This window comes from Auritidibacter ignavus, from assembly GCF_029853775.1.
In the GTDB taxonomy this organism is placed as follows: Bacteria; Actinomycetota; Actinomycetes; order Actinomycetales; family Micrococcaceae; genus Auritidibacter; species Auritidibacter ignavus.
Map to the genome: position 1 here is coordinate 2,117,885 of NZ_CP122564.1, position 15,314 is coordinate 2,133,198.

16 protein-coding genes are annotated in these 15,314 nt (G+C 61.8%); 6 read left to right on the top strand and 10 right to left on the bottom strand.

Annotated elements, in window-relative coordinates:
• Positions 1-35: 35 nt before the first annotated feature.
• Both QDX22_RS09600 and QDX22_RS09605 read right to left on the bottom strand, forming a co-directional pair.
• Complete coding sequence (locus QDX22_RS09600; RefSeq protein WP_279672764.1) at positions 36-869, bottom strand: DedA family protein; 834 nt, start codon at positions 867-869, stop codon at positions 36-38.
• A 2-nt stretch (positions 870-871) separates the two neighbouring features.
• On the bottom strand, positions 872-1,405 hold the full coding sequence (locus QDX22_RS09605) for an SRPBCC family protein (protein WP_110099847.1): 534 nt from the start codon (positions 1,403-1,405) through the stop codon (positions 872-874).
• A 236-nt stretch (positions 1,406-1,641) separates the two neighbouring features.
• Between QDX22_RS09605 and QDX22_RS09610 the strand changes: the two genes are divergently transcribed.
• A complete protein-coding gene (locus QDX22_RS09610) occupies positions 1,642-2,274 on the top strand; it encodes a biotin transporter BioY (RefSeq protein ID WP_279717803.1) in 633 nt (210 codons plus the stop codon).
• Here QDX22_RS09610 and QDX22_RS09615 read toward each other — a convergent pair.
• Complete coding sequence (locus QDX22_RS09615; RefSeq protein WP_110110752.1) at positions 2,176-2,826, bottom strand: TetR/AcrR family transcriptional regulator; 651 nt, start codon at positions 2,824-2,826, stop codon at positions 2,176-2,178. The genes QDX22_RS09610 and QDX22_RS09615 overlap by 99 nt on opposite strands.
• A gap of 15 nt (positions 2,827-2,841) precedes the next feature.
• Between QDX22_RS09615 and QDX22_RS09620 the strand changes: the two genes are divergently transcribed.
• From QDX22_RS09620 to QDX22_RS09630, 3 genes are all read left to right on the top strand, one after another.
• Complete coding sequence (locus tag QDX22_RS09620) at positions 2,842-3,588, top strand: energy-coupling factor ABC transporter ATP-binding protein (RefSeq protein ID WP_158524777.1); 747 nt, start codon at positions 2,842-2,844, stop codon at positions 3,586-3,588.
• A complete protein-coding gene (locus QDX22_RS09625) occupies positions 3,585-4,181 on the top strand; it encodes an energy-coupling factor transporter transmembrane component T family protein (RefSeq protein WP_122549435.1) in 597 nt (198 codons plus the stop codon). The genes QDX22_RS09620 and QDX22_RS09625 overlap by 4 nt, the downstream gene beginning before the upstream one ends.
• 92 nt (positions 4,182-4,273) lie before the next feature.
• Positions 4,274-5,218: an aldo/keto reductase gene (locus QDX22_RS09630; protein ID WP_279672765.1), complete on the top strand. Its 945-nt coding sequence runs from the start codon at positions 4,274-4,276 to the stop codon at positions 5,216-5,218.
• Between the two features lie 6 nt (positions 5,219-5,224).
• Here QDX22_RS09630 and QDX22_RS09635 read toward each other — a convergent pair whose 3' ends face one another.
• From QDX22_RS09635 to QDX22_RS09645, 3 genes are all read right to left on the bottom strand, one after another.
• The gene (locus QDX22_RS09635; RefSeq protein ID WP_279673438.1) at positions 5,225-7,294 is read right to left on the bottom strand and encodes an acetoacetate--CoA ligase; all 2,070 of its coding nucleotides are present in this window, start codon (positions 7,292-7,294) and stop codon (positions 5,225-5,227) included.
• An 81-nt stretch (positions 7,295-7,375) separates the two neighbouring features.
• A complete protein-coding gene (locus QDX22_RS09640) occupies positions 7,376-8,119 on the bottom strand; it encodes an ABC transporter ATP-binding protein (protein WP_279717804.1) in 744 nt (247 codons plus the stop codon).
• 55 nt (positions 8,120-8,174) lie between these two features.
• Positions 8,175-9,278, bottom strand: coding sequence for an ABC transporter permease (locus QDX22_RS09645; RefSeq protein WP_279717805.1), 1,104 nt, complete (start codon positions 9,276-9,278; stop codon positions 8,175-8,177).
• A 140-nt stretch (positions 9,279-9,418) separates the two neighbouring features.
• Between QDX22_RS09645 and QDX22_RS09650 the strand changes: the two genes are divergently transcribed.
• Together QDX22_RS09650 and QDX22_RS09655 are read left to right on the top strand one after the other, a co-directional pair.
• A complete protein-coding gene (locus tag QDX22_RS09650) occupies positions 9,419-10,744 on the top strand; it encodes a sensor histidine kinase (RefSeq protein WP_110101537.1) in 1,326 nt (441 codons plus the stop codon).
• A gap of 4 nt (positions 10,745-10,748) precedes the next feature.
• Entirely contained in the window at positions 10,749-11,366 is a 618-nt protein-coding gene (locus QDX22_RS09655; RefSeq protein ID WP_279723920.1) for a response regulator, read from the top strand.
• Here QDX22_RS09655 and QDX22_RS09660 read toward each other — a convergent pair.
• From QDX22_RS09660 to QDX22_RS09675, 4 genes are read right to left on the bottom strand one after another with little or no spacing between them, the layout of a single operon-like run.
• Positions 11,363-12,307 (bottom strand): NADP-dependent oxidoreductase, encoded by a 945-nt coding sequence (locus QDX22_RS09660; protein ID WP_110110758.1) that lies wholly within the window; start codon positions 12,305-12,307, stop codon positions 11,363-11,365. The two genes, QDX22_RS09655 and QDX22_RS09660, sit on opposite strands and share 4 nt — an antisense overlap.
• A 29-nt stretch (positions 12,308-12,336) precedes the next feature.
• Entirely contained in the window at positions 12,337-14,649 is a 2,313-nt protein-coding gene (locus QDX22_RS09665; RefSeq protein ID WP_279717806.1) for a heavy metal translocating P-type ATPase, read from the bottom strand.
• 28 nt (positions 14,650-14,677) lie between these two features.
• Positions 14,678-14,911, bottom strand: coding sequence for a heavy-metal-associated domain-containing protein (locus QDX22_RS09670; protein ID WP_110100086.1), 234 nt, complete (start codon positions 14,909-14,911; stop codon positions 14,678-14,680).
• A 32-nt stretch (positions 14,912-14,943) separates the two neighbouring features.
• Positions 14,944-15,279: a metal-sensitive transcriptional regulator gene (locus tag QDX22_RS09675; RefSeq protein WP_110100087.1), complete on the bottom strand. Its 336-nt coding sequence runs from the start codon at positions 15,277-15,279 to the stop codon at positions 14,944-14,946.
• Between the last annotated feature and the right edge of the window lie 35 nt (positions 15,280-15,314).

Genomic DNA, 15,314 nt, shown 5'->3' on the forward strand with positions numbered 1-15,314 from the left:
CCCGGTCGGGATGTGGCCCTGATCTGCTTCTTAGCTTAGGGGTTGCGGTCCTGCGCGTTGGCTTTCCCAGGTTCGTCCTGGTTCGTGTCGGCGTTCAGGGCCGCATTGCGTTTCATGGTACGACGGGCCTGGAAGATCGCCACCACAATCAGCGCCAGCGTAATCCACAGCAGATAGCGGTTGACGACCTCTACCACGGCCAGCACTTGATCTCCGAAGGTGTAGCCCAACCAGATAAACAGCCCATTGATTGCTAGCACACTGACCGCGTTAAGTACGATCATCAATCCAGCTGAGACCCGCAATAACCCCAGCAACGCGTTGATGATATTGCTCGGCACCGGTCCGGGGGTATAGCACAGGGGCACCAGTGCGCCGGTGATCCCTTTGGCCTTCGTGGACGTCATCGCCCGGTGGGCCATTTTCTTCAGCCAGGGCGTGTACTTCACCGACATGTCGATGAAATCCATGCCCCACCGTTTACCCATCCAGTAGTAGAAGGGGACAAACTTCAGCGCCCCGAGCAGAGTGAATAACCAGTACATCCACCAGGGCCCTTCACCGACCGAGGCGTGGGCGCCACCAATCACCGACGAGGTGTAGCCCCCCACCAATAACGTGTAGGCCACCGGCTCGGTCAACAGCCAGGCACGGAACGGGATGAGAGCAATGCCCCACACGGCCATGGCGAACAGCATGATCAGCAGGAAGATATCCACTTTGGTGGGGTGGGCCAAGAACTCGGGGAGGTTGAGATCTTCTTCGGCGGTCTTTTGTTGCGGGCGCGGATCGCGCCGATATTCTGCCCCCGGCTCGGTATTGTCCGGTTGCCAGGCGTCGGAGTGCGGATCGGGATACGAAGTGGTCATGATCAGAGATAGCGTCCTGCCAGTCGAGTCAACGATGCCTGGATACCCTGGGCGTTGAATGCCACGGTATTCGAGAAGTAGTAGGCCATCGCCACCAAGAACGGCACCGAGGAATAGTCGAAAGATTCGGTGACCGTGGTGTAGCCAGGGTGGTGCGCATCGGCGGCAAGTTCCCAGCGCCAGGTGTGGCCAGCGGGGTGTTTCCATTCCACAATCTCTCCCGGGATTGCGGCTACTGTGGTCAACTTCATGGTGTAGTCGATGCCGAACTTGTGCATGGCGACTTTAAACGTATCGCCGATCGTCAGCCGGTGCGGTCCGGAGACTTTGGGCTTGACCGTGTCAGAGCCGTCGATCTCGTGGTGGCGGTGGGGGTCGGCCAGAATCTCCCAGAGTTCCTCCGGGCTGGCCTTGACGTTGACGCGGTAGGAGATGACCTTCGGGCCAGCGTCGACCGCCGTTGGCCACCCAGCCTGGGGTGCGGTTTGTGGCAGCCCGGTGTCGGGGTTGATCGGACGGGATGAGGAATCGTTCATCACAGGGCACCTTTCGGATGATGGTTGCGTGTCATACTGTACGCGAAAATGCCGATCCGGTGCCGTATCCACAGCCAGATCTCGCAGCCCGATCCGCAGTAATATTGCCCCGGATTTTCGCAGGTGGGGCTTGCGGGTCTACCATGTATTGAACGCTGTTCAGTGAACGGTGTTTTAAACCCTCAGGTGTCCCGCCTGCGGATGATTTCTCATCGACCGTTGGAAGAATTCACATCATGGCTGAAACCACCTCCCCTGACGATGCGCGCACACCTCAACACGAGGCGAGAACCTCTCGCTTTCGAGGCGGTGTCTCGGCCCGCGCGCTGGCACAAATAGCGGTGTTTGCCGCGCTCATCGGAGCCTTCGGACTCGTTGGCAGCATCAATATTGCCGGCGGTGTGCCCATTACGCTACAAACCTTGGGGGTGATGCTGGCCGGTTCCGTGCTGGGACCCTGGCGCGGACTCGGTGCGGTGGCGCTGCTGGAACTGGCCGTAACACTGGGACTGCCCCTCCTAGCTGGTGGTCGTGGTGGTATCGGCGTGTTCGCCACCCCGACGGTGGGCTACTTGATCGGCTGGTTGGCCGGTGTTGTCGTCATCGGCCTGATCGTCCACGGCGCGAGCTCATGGCGTACCGGGTTGCGCATTACCTGGTGGAAAGTGGCACTGGGCAGCATCGTCGGCGGTATTTTGGTGATTTATGCTTTTGGTATCCCGGGGCAGGCGTTGATGACCGGGCTGAGCATGCTGGAGACCGCCTATACCTCACTGGTCTTCTTGCCCGGTGACCTCACCAAGGTGGTGCTGACCGTGCTGATCACCATGGGGCTGTGGCGCGCCTACCCGAAGGCCTTCCGCGCCTGAGGCCGAGGAGGGAATAACCACCTTGAGCATCTGGGCAAAATCACTGCGCACCTGGTTCCGCTCCGGCACCGTGTCCGCGGTGGTCAGGCCCAGTTGTTCGGCCTGCAATCGCTGTTGGGAGACCACGGCCGCACCTAAGATCAGTGACACCAGCGTGTCGGTCAGCAACTCCGGGTCTGGTTCCTGGTCCATTTCTCTGGCCTGGCGCAAGCTACGCCGAAGCCGGTTGCCTCCGGTTCCCAGTGCAATCACCGAGCTGACGAGTTCTGCGGCATCGCGGGTGGCGAGCAATCCCTGGTACAGCGTCAGGGCGCGGTGGCTCAATGAATCGGTGTTACGAATCTTCATGCCAGCCAAGATCTCATCGGCCATTAGTGCCAGCAACGACTGTTTATCTTTGACATGCCAGTACAATGCCGAGGGCCGCACCCCCAGTGTGGTGGCCACCCGGCGCATCGAGACATCGGCCAGCCCGTGGGTGCGCAGGATCTCCAGTCCGCACCGGATGAGATCGTCCACCACGATAGGGACCGATGTTTTCCGAGAGACCATGGGAATATCATAACGATGACGATTGCCTTCGATCAGTTGTGCGTCAGGGTTGATGCACCCGGTGAATCCTCCGGCCAAGCACAACTTCTGACCGATATCACCGCCGAACTCGACGCACCTCGAATCGCCATTATTGGCGAGAACGGTTCGGGTAAATCCACCCTGGCCCGCGTGCTGGCCGGCCTGCTGGGGTATACCTCCGGTGCCGCCACGGTGAATGGACACCTGGTCTCCCAGGGGCCTGGGAAACCGAAAATGGCTCCGGGGTTGCGTGGCAGGATCGGGATGATCTTCCCGCAGGCAGCCACTCAGGTGGTCATGCCCACGGTGGAAGAAGACATCGCGCTCTCATTGCGTGGCTCCGGGCTGTCCAAAGACGAGATGACCGCCCGCGTGCAGGCGGCCATGGAAGCGCATCACCTCACCGAGCTGGCCGATCGGCCGTGTCTGTCCCTGTCGTCGGGACAACTGCAACGCTTGGCGCTGTGCTCGGTACTGATTACCGAGCCACAGCTGGTGATCGCCGATGAGCCGACCTCGATGCTGGACACCCGCCACGCCTTGTTAGTCCGACGCAGACTATTGCACCTGCCGAGAGAAACCCAGCTGGTGTTGGTCACCCACGACCTGGACTTTGCCACCGCCTGCGACGACTGCTTGTGGATCCATCAGGGGCGTCTGCGCGAACACGGTCGCCCCCGTACGGTGGTGGAAAACTACCTGGACTTTATTCATTCCGAGATCGACCAGGAACGAATATGATTTCGCTCTATATCCCCGGAAACTCGCTGGTACACCGAGCCCCGGCCGGGCTGAAACTGCTCGTGCTGGCCCTGACTGCTCTGGTGTTGTTTCTGATTCCACCCTCCTATCCGGCGGCCGTAGTTTTCGTGCTCCTGCCGATTCTGGGGTATCTGGTGGCCCAACTTCCGTTGCGATTGCTGGTGACCGACCTGTTGCGACTCTCTTTTCTGCTGGTCTTTCTGGTGGTCACCCAGCTGATCTTTCTGGACCCCGTCCACGCTGCCACCAATACCGCACGACTCATCTCGATCATCCTGCTCGCCCAGGTGCTGACCCGCACCACCGAGATTTCGGGCATTGTGGCCACGACCGAAAAACTCTTCGGGCCCCTGCGCCGGTTCGGGGCGAATCCGGAGAAGATCGGGTTGGCGCTGGGGCTGATGCTCAACTCGGTGGGAACCCTCTCGGCGGTCATAAACCAGGTCAGAGAAGCCCAACGCGCCCGGGGTGTGCGCATCGCGCCGTGGTCGTGGGCGGTACCCGTTTTGGTCCTGAGCTTGAAACACGCCGATGATCTTGGGGATGCGCTCACCGCCCGTGGCCTGGACTAGCCCGTCTGGTCAACGAGGTCCTGGAATCCACCCCCGCTGATGTGTTGTGATGAGAAAAGCAGTACCCCCGGTAGAGAAAGGATGGCTCGGCGATGACGCAACAACGTGTCACGATCCCCCAGACAGACTTGGACGTTTTTCCACTGAACCTGGGGACTAATACGTTCGGCTGGACCGCAGATGAACCCACCGCCCACCGGATCTTGGACGCCTACTGTGATGCCGGGGGTAACTTTTTAGACACCGCCGACACCTACCCCCATTGGGCGCCGAATGCTGTGGGAGGTGAATCCGAGGCCGTGATTGGATCCTGGCTGGCTCGCCAGCCTCGTGACCGCGTGGTGGTGGCCACCAAAGTCCGCGATTTTCCGCAGGCACCACAGACCTTGGATTATCTTCAGTCGCAGGTGAAGGAGTCCCTACGCCGTCTCCAGACTGACTACATCGATCTGTACTACGGGCACTTCGACAACACTGAGGTGCCGATTGCCGATCAAGCTCAGGCCTTTGACGAGCTCGTCACCGCCGGGCACATTCGCTATATCGGTCTGTCGAATTATTCGCCCGATCGGATGCGGGAGTGGTTCCGTGTGGCCCGAAAGGAGAATTTGGCGTTGCCGGTGGCGATCCAACCGCACTACAACCTGGTTCGTCGTGCCGACTATGAAAACACCTACCGGGCCGTGGCCGAAGAGAATAATCTCGCGGTGTTCCCCTACTTCGGTTTGGCAGCAGGGTTCTTGACCGGAAAATATCGCACCGAGGCTGACTTAGAAACCGAACGAAAGAACCACGTCTCCGAGTACTTTAACGCTGACGGTCTGCGTGTGGTGGACCAGCTCGTCGAGGTTGCGCAGCACCACCAGGTCCAACCGGCCTCCGTAGCGCTGGCGTGGCTGTTGGCCCGTGGAGTCACGGCCCCGATTGCCTCAGCCCGCACGGTCGAACAGCTCCCGGCCTTGCTGGAAGCCACCACGCTACAACTCAGCGACGAAGAAGTCCGGTTGCTGACTGAGGCCTCCGAGATCTTCGCCTGATCACCGTCACTGACGCTGAGCGACGAAGTCCTCAGCTTTCTTGATGTACCACTCCAGGGTGTCGGCATCGCTGGCGGTGGCCTTATTGACGGTATCGGGTGAAGCACCTTGGAAGAGTCGTTTCACCGGAACCTCCAAGAGCTTGCCGGTCTTGGTGGTGGGTACTGCCGGGGCTTCGATGATCTCGTCCGGGACATAGCGCGGAGAAATCCGAGTGCGAATGGCCGTGACGATATCCTGTTTGAGCTCCTCGGTCACAGAGGTGCCTGGGATGGGCACCACAAATAGTGGCATATAGTAGTCGCCACCGGACAGCTCGGCACCGATCACCATGGATGTTGCGACGCCGTCAACCCCGTCGACCACCTGGGTGATGTCAGCCGAGCCCATCCGGATGCCACCACGGTTGATGGTGGAGTCAGACCGGCCGTGAATGATGAAGCCGTTGCCAGCAGTCTCGCCGGTTGCGCTGAGTGTTTCGCCCCCGGAGAGTTCGGTGGCCCAGTCCCCGTGACGCCACAGGCCATCGAAGACGTCGAAATAGGCGGAGTGATAGCGTTGGCCATCCGGGTCGTTCCAGAAGTAGATGGGCATGGACGGCATGGGCTGGGCGACGACGAGTTCGCCGACCTCGTCAAAGACGCGCTGGCCTTCGGGATTGACGACGCGGGCATCAACCCCCAGATAGGCACCCATCAACACACCGCGACGTACCGGCCGATACGGGTTAGTGCCGACAAAGGCCGAGCACATATCGGTGCCACCTGAGTCCGAACCCAGTCGCAGGTCGGGATTAATCGCCTGATACACCCATTCCCAGGTGGTGTCGGGCAACGGGGAGCCGGTGACCATCATGGTCTCGATGCTGGAGAGATCCATCTGACGGTTGGGGAAGATCCCAGCACGTTCGGCCAGCGAGAGCAGAGCAGCGCCGGTGCCAAAGAAACTGACGCGGTGTTTGGCCAGGATCTCGAAGGTTTTGGCGGGTCCGCCGGCGGTGGGAGAGCCGTCGTAGGTGATGATGGTTGCCCCGGACATCAGCATCGCTAGCAACAGGTTCCACACCATCCAGGTGGTCGCCACCGCGAAATAGCTACGATCATCGGGCCCCAACCCGGCGTGGATGCCACCGAGCTTGTAGAACTCGATGGTCATTCCGCCGTGAGAGTGAACGATGCCTTTGGGCTTGCCGGTGGTGCCAGATGAATAGAGCACCCACAGCGGGTGGCCAAAGGGTACTTGCTCGTATACCGCCTCGTGGGTTTCAGCAATGACCTGGGAGTACCGGGTGGAGGTAATTGAGCCCAGATCGGGTAGCTCGTCGCCCAGCTCCACCCCGGCAGCGGTGAGGTGCTCATCAGCTGAGTAGCGGTCAATCAGTAGGTGATGTTCCACGGTAGGAAGCACCTCGAGCAAGGCGGGAATGGTCGGGCGCAGATCGCGGTAGGTGCCGTTGAATTCGAACCCTTCGGCGGTGATCAGCAGCTTCGGCTCAATCTGTGCAAATCGGTCGGCCACACCGTGGGCGGAGAAATCCGTATTGACCACCGACCAGATGGCACCCACCGAGGCTGTGGCCAGCATAGCCACCATGGTCTGTGGCAGATTCGGCAGTACCGCCGAGACCGCGTCCCCGGGTTGTACCCCGACTGCACGCAGATAGTGGGCAAGGGAAGCAACCTGGTCGTGGAATTGTTGCCAGGTGAGTGTTTCGGTGCCACTGAGCTCGTGTTCACCGATGATGGCTTCAGCCTCGGGTTGCGTGGCGACATGGCGGAGCATGTTTTCGGCGAAGTTCAAGCGAGCATCCGGGAACCAGCGAGTGTGTTGCATATCCTCGCCTTCGTAAACCGTCTCGGAGCCGGTCGAGGCGATCAGATCGGAAAACTCCCAGACTTCGCGCCAGAAGTCAGCCAGGTGATCCACCGACCACCGGTGCAAGTCCGCGTAGTTTGCCAGAGTCACCCCATATTTGTCTTCGATTCGCCGAGCAAAACGGGTCATTGGGTGATGGGCGGTGTGTGCAACGGTAGGCTCCCATAACACCGGGTGTGTGGTCTCAGCGGTTGATGACATAGCCTGGGGTTCCTTCCGATGCCGACGAAGTGTTCGCCCCTTAGATTACCGCCTGTGAGGCAAAACACAACAAACGTACGGTTAGGCGTACGCCAGTTGTGGGGTGGTGGGGTCATCCTCGTGCTGTTCGTGGAGCACACCGTCCTGCAGCACCACGGTGCGGTCCATCAGCGCAGGCATCGACCGGTCGTGGGTAATAATCACCGCGGCGAGATTCAACTCGTGGGTCAGTTCCGACAGCAACGTCATCATCCGGGTGGACAGCTCGTGGTCTAGGGCCGAGGTGGGCTCATCAGCCAGGAGCACCTCGGGTTCACCCATCAGTGCCCGGGCGATATTGACACGCTGTTTCTCACCGCCGGAGAGCTGGGAGGTGTTGCGGGGCCCGTAGCCGGGCAGACCAACCCGTTCCAATAGCTGTTCGGCCCGAGACCGACGGGCGCGCAGGGACCGACCGCGCACACCGCGCAGGTGCTCGGTGATCAGTAACTGGTCCATCACGGTCAGCGAGCTCAATAAATTCGGTTGCTGGAAAATGAAACCAATGTGATTCAGTCGTACCCGGGCCCGTTCCGACGCCGAGGCGGAGGAGATGTCGTCGCCGGCGATGATCACCTCGCCGCTGGTGGGGGCGATCAATCCGGCGGCGATGGACAGCAACGTGGACTTACCAGATCCGGATTCTCCCAGCAGTCCGGTGACTTCACCGGGGTGGGCGGTGAGGTCGACGTGGTCCAGGGCGGTGATTTCGGAGTCCCCGTCGGGGAAGATCTGGGTCACCTGGTTCAGGTGCAGAGTTGGTGTCGTTAGTGTCGATGCAGTCATGATGTCTCCTGTGTGCAGAGAGGGCAGAAGCCTGGTTGGGGTCGGTGGCTGGTGGCTAGGCTGCGGTGCCCAGGGCTTCGAGTGGGTTGACGGTGGCGACCTTTCGGGTGGCGATCAGTCCGCCGATCATGCCCAGCACCCAGATACCGACCATCGGGCCGAACAGGGTCAGCCAGGTGAGTTCGAACGGTAGGACACCGGCTGCTAGTGCGCCGAGTCCGCCACCGGCCAGGGTGCCGATGATGACGCCGACGGCCAAAATGATGCCGGCTTGACCCAGGGCATCTTTGAACAGATAGGCCCCGGAGGCTCCCAGGGCGCGAAGCACCGACAGCTCGCGGGTGCGCTGCAAGGTCCAGACGGTCAGAAAGGAGACGATGACCAGAGCAGAAATCACGTAGAGGAAGCCCTGCATGCTCACCAGCGAACCCTGTTCGGATTGGTGGGCTGGCAGTGCGGAGAAAGCTCCCTGGGTGGTCACTGCCAGGGTGTCGGTGTTTGCGGCGGTGGTGGACCACGAGCCATCGGCCTCGTCGGGCTCGGTGCCCTGGACCAACAGCACGGTGCCCACAACGGTCTCGGCATCGGCTTGCTGGTGGGTGGCGGCCGCCCAGGTGTCGGTGTCGGTCCAGACCACCGGGGAGTGTGAGTAGTACTCATCCTCGCTCATACCGGCGACCTCGACCTGTTCAGAGCCGACCGTGATGGTCTCGCCGACGCGCAACTCATGGTCATCCGCCACCGACTGGGACACCAGAGCGGTGCCGGGCCGAACGGTTTCCCCTGAGGGGATCGCGGTTCCCTCCGGCAGAGACAGCAGAGCGATCGAGGAGGTGAAGTCGGTCTCCATCGTGGTTTGGCTAGCACCCAGACCGGCGACGTGATCTACACCGTTGGCCTCGGCCCAGTCCTCGGCCTGGCTGGCGGTGATCTGGGAATTGGCGAAGCTGGGGTCGGCGGTAGAGCCGTCTGGGTTTTGTTCTGCGGAGAACACCACCCGGTCGGCGTCCAGGGCCTGTAACGCGGAGGTGTTCTGGGCGCCGAGTCCGGCGGTGAGCCCGGTCAGCATAATCAGCAACAGGGTCATCATCGCGATCACTGCGGTGATCAGGCTGAACCTGCCTTTGGCATGGAATATTTCACGAACAGCAAGAAACATGGGGTTCCTTTCGTTGACTCACCAGCTATGCCTTCTAGTCTTCGCGTGAGGAAGAGCAGACACATCGGCTAACCGGTTGGAACCTGGCTCAACCTTTTGGTTGATGCACTCGGTGAGAAACCCGACTACGCTGACAATACGTGACCGTTGCGACACCCGAGCCCGTAGCGCATCTGACCACCGGCCATCCGGCTCCGGTGGAGTCGGTGATGCGCTGGTTGCGGGTGGTGTTGCACGTGATGTTTGCGTTTCTGCTGGTCTTCGCCACGATCCGAGCCGTGCTCTGCGAAACGCTGAGCTCTGGGATGCAGATCACGGTCGTCGTCTTGGCTGTGATGGTTGCTGCCATCTATGTGGCCGGCACCGTCTGGGAACGCCGAGTCGGGCTCGCTGCGTCCAGGCTGGCTTCCCGTTATGCGCCCGTGTGGCTCGTGGCGGTCATCGGTGGCTGGACGATGCTGTGTTTGATCTCGGCCGAATTCATCTGGGTGATGTTTCCCTTGGTCTTCGTCAGCATTCACGTGCTGACACCCATCAGTCGACTGCTTGCTCTCGGATGCCTGCTGGTGCTGTTAACGGTCACCATTGGAGCCGAGTACCTGGCCTCCGGGGCTGTGCAGGTCGCCGGGGTGATCGGACCGGTACTCGGCACGGTGGTGGCGGTGGTGGCCTACCGGGTCTATCACGTGCTGCACGATCAGGCGGTGGGATACCGCAAGCTGGTCGAGGACCTGATCGTGACTCGACACGAGCTGGCCACCAGCGAACGTCAAGCCGGACAGTTGCAGGAACGTCAACGGGTCTCCCAAGAAATCCACGACACCCTCGCCCAAGGATTCTCCTCACTCGTGCTCCTCTCCCGGGCCGCCCAACATGCCGTAGCCGACCAGGACACCGCACGGTTGCACGATCAGCTCCACCTGATGCACGACAGTGCCGAAAAGAACCTTGCCACCGCCCGCAAACTGGTACAGACCATGGCGGATCCGGCCACGGCCACCGAGGCGCTCGACGACAACCACCAGGCGCCCACCGGGTCACAGCTGATGCGACAACTAGGGGCGATGGTGCAACGCCACCAAGCCGAAGCGCGCGCCCAACGCCAGCCGGTGGAGCTGCTGCTACGCGGTGAACCGGCGGTGGAGGACCAACAGCTAGTGATCCAGACCGAGCGGTTCACCCCGGTGCTACGCATCGCCGATCAGGCACTGACCAATGCGCTGGCTCACGCCGCGGCCTCCACAGTGGTGATCACCGTGACAGCCACCGCCGGGATGCTCACTCTCGACGTTTTCGACGACGGCACCGGGTTTGACCCCGAGGCCGTGGACACCGAGCACCATTTCGGGCTCTCGGGCATGAAGACCCGGGCCGTTCAGGCCGGAGGAGAGCTCAGTGTGGAGTCAGCCCCGGGCGCCGGGACCGTGATCGGACTGCGCATACCGCTGGGAGGCGAGGATGATTAAGCTGATGCTGATCGATGACCACCCGGTGGTCCGTGCTGGGCTCAGGGCCATTCTGGAAAGCTTTGCAGACATCAGTGTGGTCGCCGAAGGCGCAGATGGCACCGCGGCGTTGGCAGACCACCGACCGGATGGGGTCGACGTGGTGGTTATGGACTTACAGATGCGCGGGATGGGCGGACTCGAGGCCACCCGGGCATTAGCCGAAGAGGCCCAGCAGACAGGGTCAGCGCCACCGGTGCTGATTCTGACCACCTATGATTCTCAGGCCGATATTCTGGCGGCAGTCTCCGCCGGAGCGGTGGGGTATTTGCTCAAAGACGCTGCTGAGGACCGATTACACGAGGCAGTACAAGCTGCCGCCCGGGGTGATCATGCTTTTTCCTCCAGAGTCTCCCAGGTGCTGATTTCCCGGGCCCAACAACCGGCCGATACACAACTCTCGGCCCGGGAGCTACAGATTTTGCAGGCCTTGACAACCGGGGAAAGCAACCGCGATATTGCCCGTAGCCTGTTTATTTCCCAAGCAACAGTGAAGACCCACCTGGTGCATATTTATCAAAAACTCGGGGTCGATAATCGCACCCAGGCGATTGCGGTAGCCCGGGAGCAACGACTCGTCTAGCTCACGCGCACCACAATATTGCCGATGGCATGCCCGGATTCGACGGTGGCGACCGCCTCGGCGACCCGATCCCAGTCGAGGATCTCTGAGACCACCGGCAAGGTCGGGTGCTGGGTCAGCTGGGTGGCGATGCGGGAAAAGATCTCGCGACGGCGGTGTCGGGTCACTCCACTGCCACCCAGGGTGGTGGCCAATGCTGGGTCGGCCACCGAGCGAATGCGCGGTGGGCAGTGGTCTCCGGCCAGCAAGGTAGCCGCTGCGGTGAGGGTTTGGCCCCCGACGGTGTCAAACACTGCAGCGATGGTGGGGGATTTTTGATCAGAGACAGCCTCAAGGGCCCCCGTTGGCACGTGGCTGGCGCCCAAGGACTCGACCAGTTCTTTTTTACTCTCCGAGGCCACCCCCACCACCCTGAGGCCGCGCCAGGTGGCTAATCCGGTCACCGCCGAGCCCACACCTCCGCCGGCCCCCAGTACGAGCAGTGTCTCGCCACGACTGAGCCCGGCTTGTTCGAGTTCGGCCAGCCCATCCCAGGCGGTGCCCACAGAGGTCGGAATACAGCAGGCTTGGGCAGCGCTCAATCCCTGAGGTATCGGGGTTGCGGAGGTAGCGGTCAGGAGTGTGTACTCGCCCAGGGTGCCCACTCCGGCAGCGGCCGAGCCGAAGACCCGGGTGCCCACCGGAATCTGAGTCGCGACCTCCGGGGTGAGACCGGGTCCGAGGCTGACCACGGTCCCGGCGGCTTCCCGCCCCATGGCCATGGGGAATCTGACGGGAAATGACCCGGTGCGGGCCCCGGACCGGACCTTGAGGTCTCCGGGATTCAGTCCCGAGGCCTCAGTGCGGATCAGCACCGTGTTCTCGGTGACCTCCGGGACCTCGACGTCGAGCACGCCGGAGACCTCGGGGCCACCGTAGCGGGTAAATCCATAGATCTGCATGGGTTCACCCTAGCTGGCACCCCGGACCACTAGCGGGCGAAACGAGTCAGCCGCAGTGAATTGGCCACCACCAGCACCGAGCTCAGTGCCATCGCGGCCCCGGCAATCATCGGGGACAGTAGCCCGAAGGCTGCCACCGGGAGGGCGAGCACGTTATAGGCGAATGCCCAGAACAGATTGGACTTAATCACCCGGAGCGTTTTCCGAGACAGCTGGATCGCCTGGGTGATCTGCCCCAGCGAGGATCCCATCACGGTGATCTGTGCGGCCTGACGGGCCACATCGGTGCCTGAGGCCATCGCGATGCCCAAATCGGCTTGGGCCAGGGCCGGGGCATCGTTAACGCCATCACCCACCATCGCCACGGTCTCGCCAGCTTCTTGGAGTTCGCGGATCTTGGCAACCTTGTTCTCGGGGTGAACTCCGGCGACGACGTGGTCGGTGTTGATGCCCACCTGACTGGCGACCCAGGTGGCCACCGAGCGGTTATCCCCGGTCAGCAACATGGGGGTCAGGTCCATCTCCGTTAGGTCTGCGATCGCCACATCGGCGGAGTCCTTGATCTGATCGCGGACGGCAATGATCCCGGCCGGGGCCTCATCGATGACGACCCAGATCGCGGTGGCTGCGGTTTCCTCCAGAGCATGGAAGGCGCGTTCGGCCTCCGGGGAGAGGCTGATCCCAGCCTGGTCGGTGACAAAACTGGTGCGACCCAGCACCATGCGATGATCTTCTACGGTGGCGAAGATGCCGCCACCAGCGGTGGCGGAGAACTCGGTGGCCTTCGGTAGGTGGCCGAGTTGCTGGCCGGCGTCGACGATGGCGTGGGCGATGGGGTGTTCGGAGCCGGCCTCCGCGGCGGCGGCCAACCGGAGAATCTCCTCGGAAGAGAAACGCTCATCCAAGCTGGTGGCCTCAGACACCGACATCGAACCTCGGGTGATGGTGCCGGTCTTGTCGAAGACCACCGAGGTGATCTGGCGAGTGTCTTCTAAGACTTCCGGGCCGCGGATCAATATGCCCAGCTGGGAGGCACGGCCGGTGCCGGCCAACAGCGCCACCGGGGTGGCCAGACCCAAGGCGCACGGGCACGCGATAATGAGTACCGTGACCGCGGCGTGGAAGGCCTGCTGCCCGGTGCCGAAGACCAGCCACAAGATCAAAGTGAGTGCGGCGATGACCAGTACGATCGGGACGAAGACCGCCGAGATGCGGTCGGCGATCCGGGCAATGGGGGCCTTCTGTGACTGGGCGTCGGAGACTAGTTGCCCCATGTGTGACAGGGTGGTGTCCTCGCCGGTGCGGGTCACCCGAACGAGAAGACGACCCGAAGAGTTGATGGTCGCCCCGGTGACCGTATCATCGGGGCCGACTTCAACCGGGACGGATTCTCCGGTGATCAACGATGTATCAACGGCGGAATGACCGGAGACCACGTAGCCGTCGGTGGCGATTTTATCCCCGGGCCGGACCACAAACTCGTCCCCGATCTGCAGTTGGCTGGCCGGAATCTCGACCTCGGTGCCCTCACGGACCACCACCGCGGTTTCGGGCGCTAACGTCAGCAACTCTCGCAGCGCGTCCCCGGCGCGGTGCTTGGCGCGATCTTCTAGCCAGCGGCCAAGCAGCAAGAAGGTCGTGACCACTCCGGCGGTCTCAAAATACAGCTGATGGTCGTGGTGGCCGGGGACCGCGGTCATCATCGGGTCCATCACCAGCCCGATGGTGGAATAGGTCCAGGCCGCCAACACGCCCAGCGACACCAGCGTGTCCATCGTCGACGCGCCGTGCCGGGCCGCTGCGAACGCTGCAGAGTGAAAAGGCCAGGCGGTATAAAACACCACCGGAGTGGACAGCACCAGCGCCACCCAGCCCCAGTGGGGAAACTGGGCGAACGAAAACATCGAGATGATAAACAACGGCACGGTCAGGATCGCCGCCACGATGAAGCGGGGTTTCAGCGTGCTGGCCGATGGGCCGTGGTTCATATGGTCTTCACCGGAGTGTTGATCCTGCCCGTCGTGGTGGTCGTGCTCAGCGTGGTGTTCATGCCCACTGTGGTGGTGTGGGCTGTGGTGCACTTCGGCGTCATAGCCGGCCGAGGCCACCGCGTCAATCAGTTGCTGGTCGGTGACCTGTTCGGGGGCCTGCACGCGAGCGTTATTCAGCGGCAGGTTGACGGTGGCCGAGACCCCGGGGAGTTTGGTGAGTTTCCGTTCCACCCGGGAGACACAGGATGCGCAGGACATCCCGGAAATATCGAGGGTGACGGACCGGTCATCGCCGGTGTGGGGCGTGTCCGCGGAGCCGTGGTGGGTCGAGTCGTTGGACGGGGTGGTCATCTCAGTGTCCTTCGTAGTGTGTGTCAACTCAGTGTGCGTCAACGAGGGTGTAGCCGGCTTCGTCGATGGCCTCGGCGTACTGGTGATGAGTCGGCGCTTGGGTGTCAGTGGCTACAGTCACCGTAGCGATCGAGGTGGCTTCGGGGTGCAAGTCCACCGCAACCTGCTCCACGCCGGGTAGTTGGGTGAGTTCACGGGTGACTGCCTGCACGCAATGCTCGCAGGTCATTCCCGAAATATCCAGGGTGGTGGTGGAAGTCATGGCGGGTAATCCTTCCTGTCAGTGGACTGTGTTTAGCTTCGAGTCAGCCGGGCGATTGCTGCGGTGGCTTCGGCGACCTTCTCCTGTAACTGCTGCTCATCTCCGGACGCGGCGGCTGCTGCCACACAGTGGCCCAGATGGTCTTCAAGAAGTTTCACACTCACCGCATGCAGAGCCTTGGTGACAGCAGAAATCTGGGTCAGCACATCAATGCAGTACTCGTTATCGGCCACCATGCGCTCAATGCCACGCACCTGCCCTTCGATCCGACGCAACCTGGTCTGATAACTCTGCCGATGATCGGTATAGCCATACTGATGCCGGTGCTGTGCTGTGTCCGGAACTGGTGGTGGTGTCGTGGTGCTCATCGCAAGTCTCTCCTGATGCTGGGTCGTTCACTACC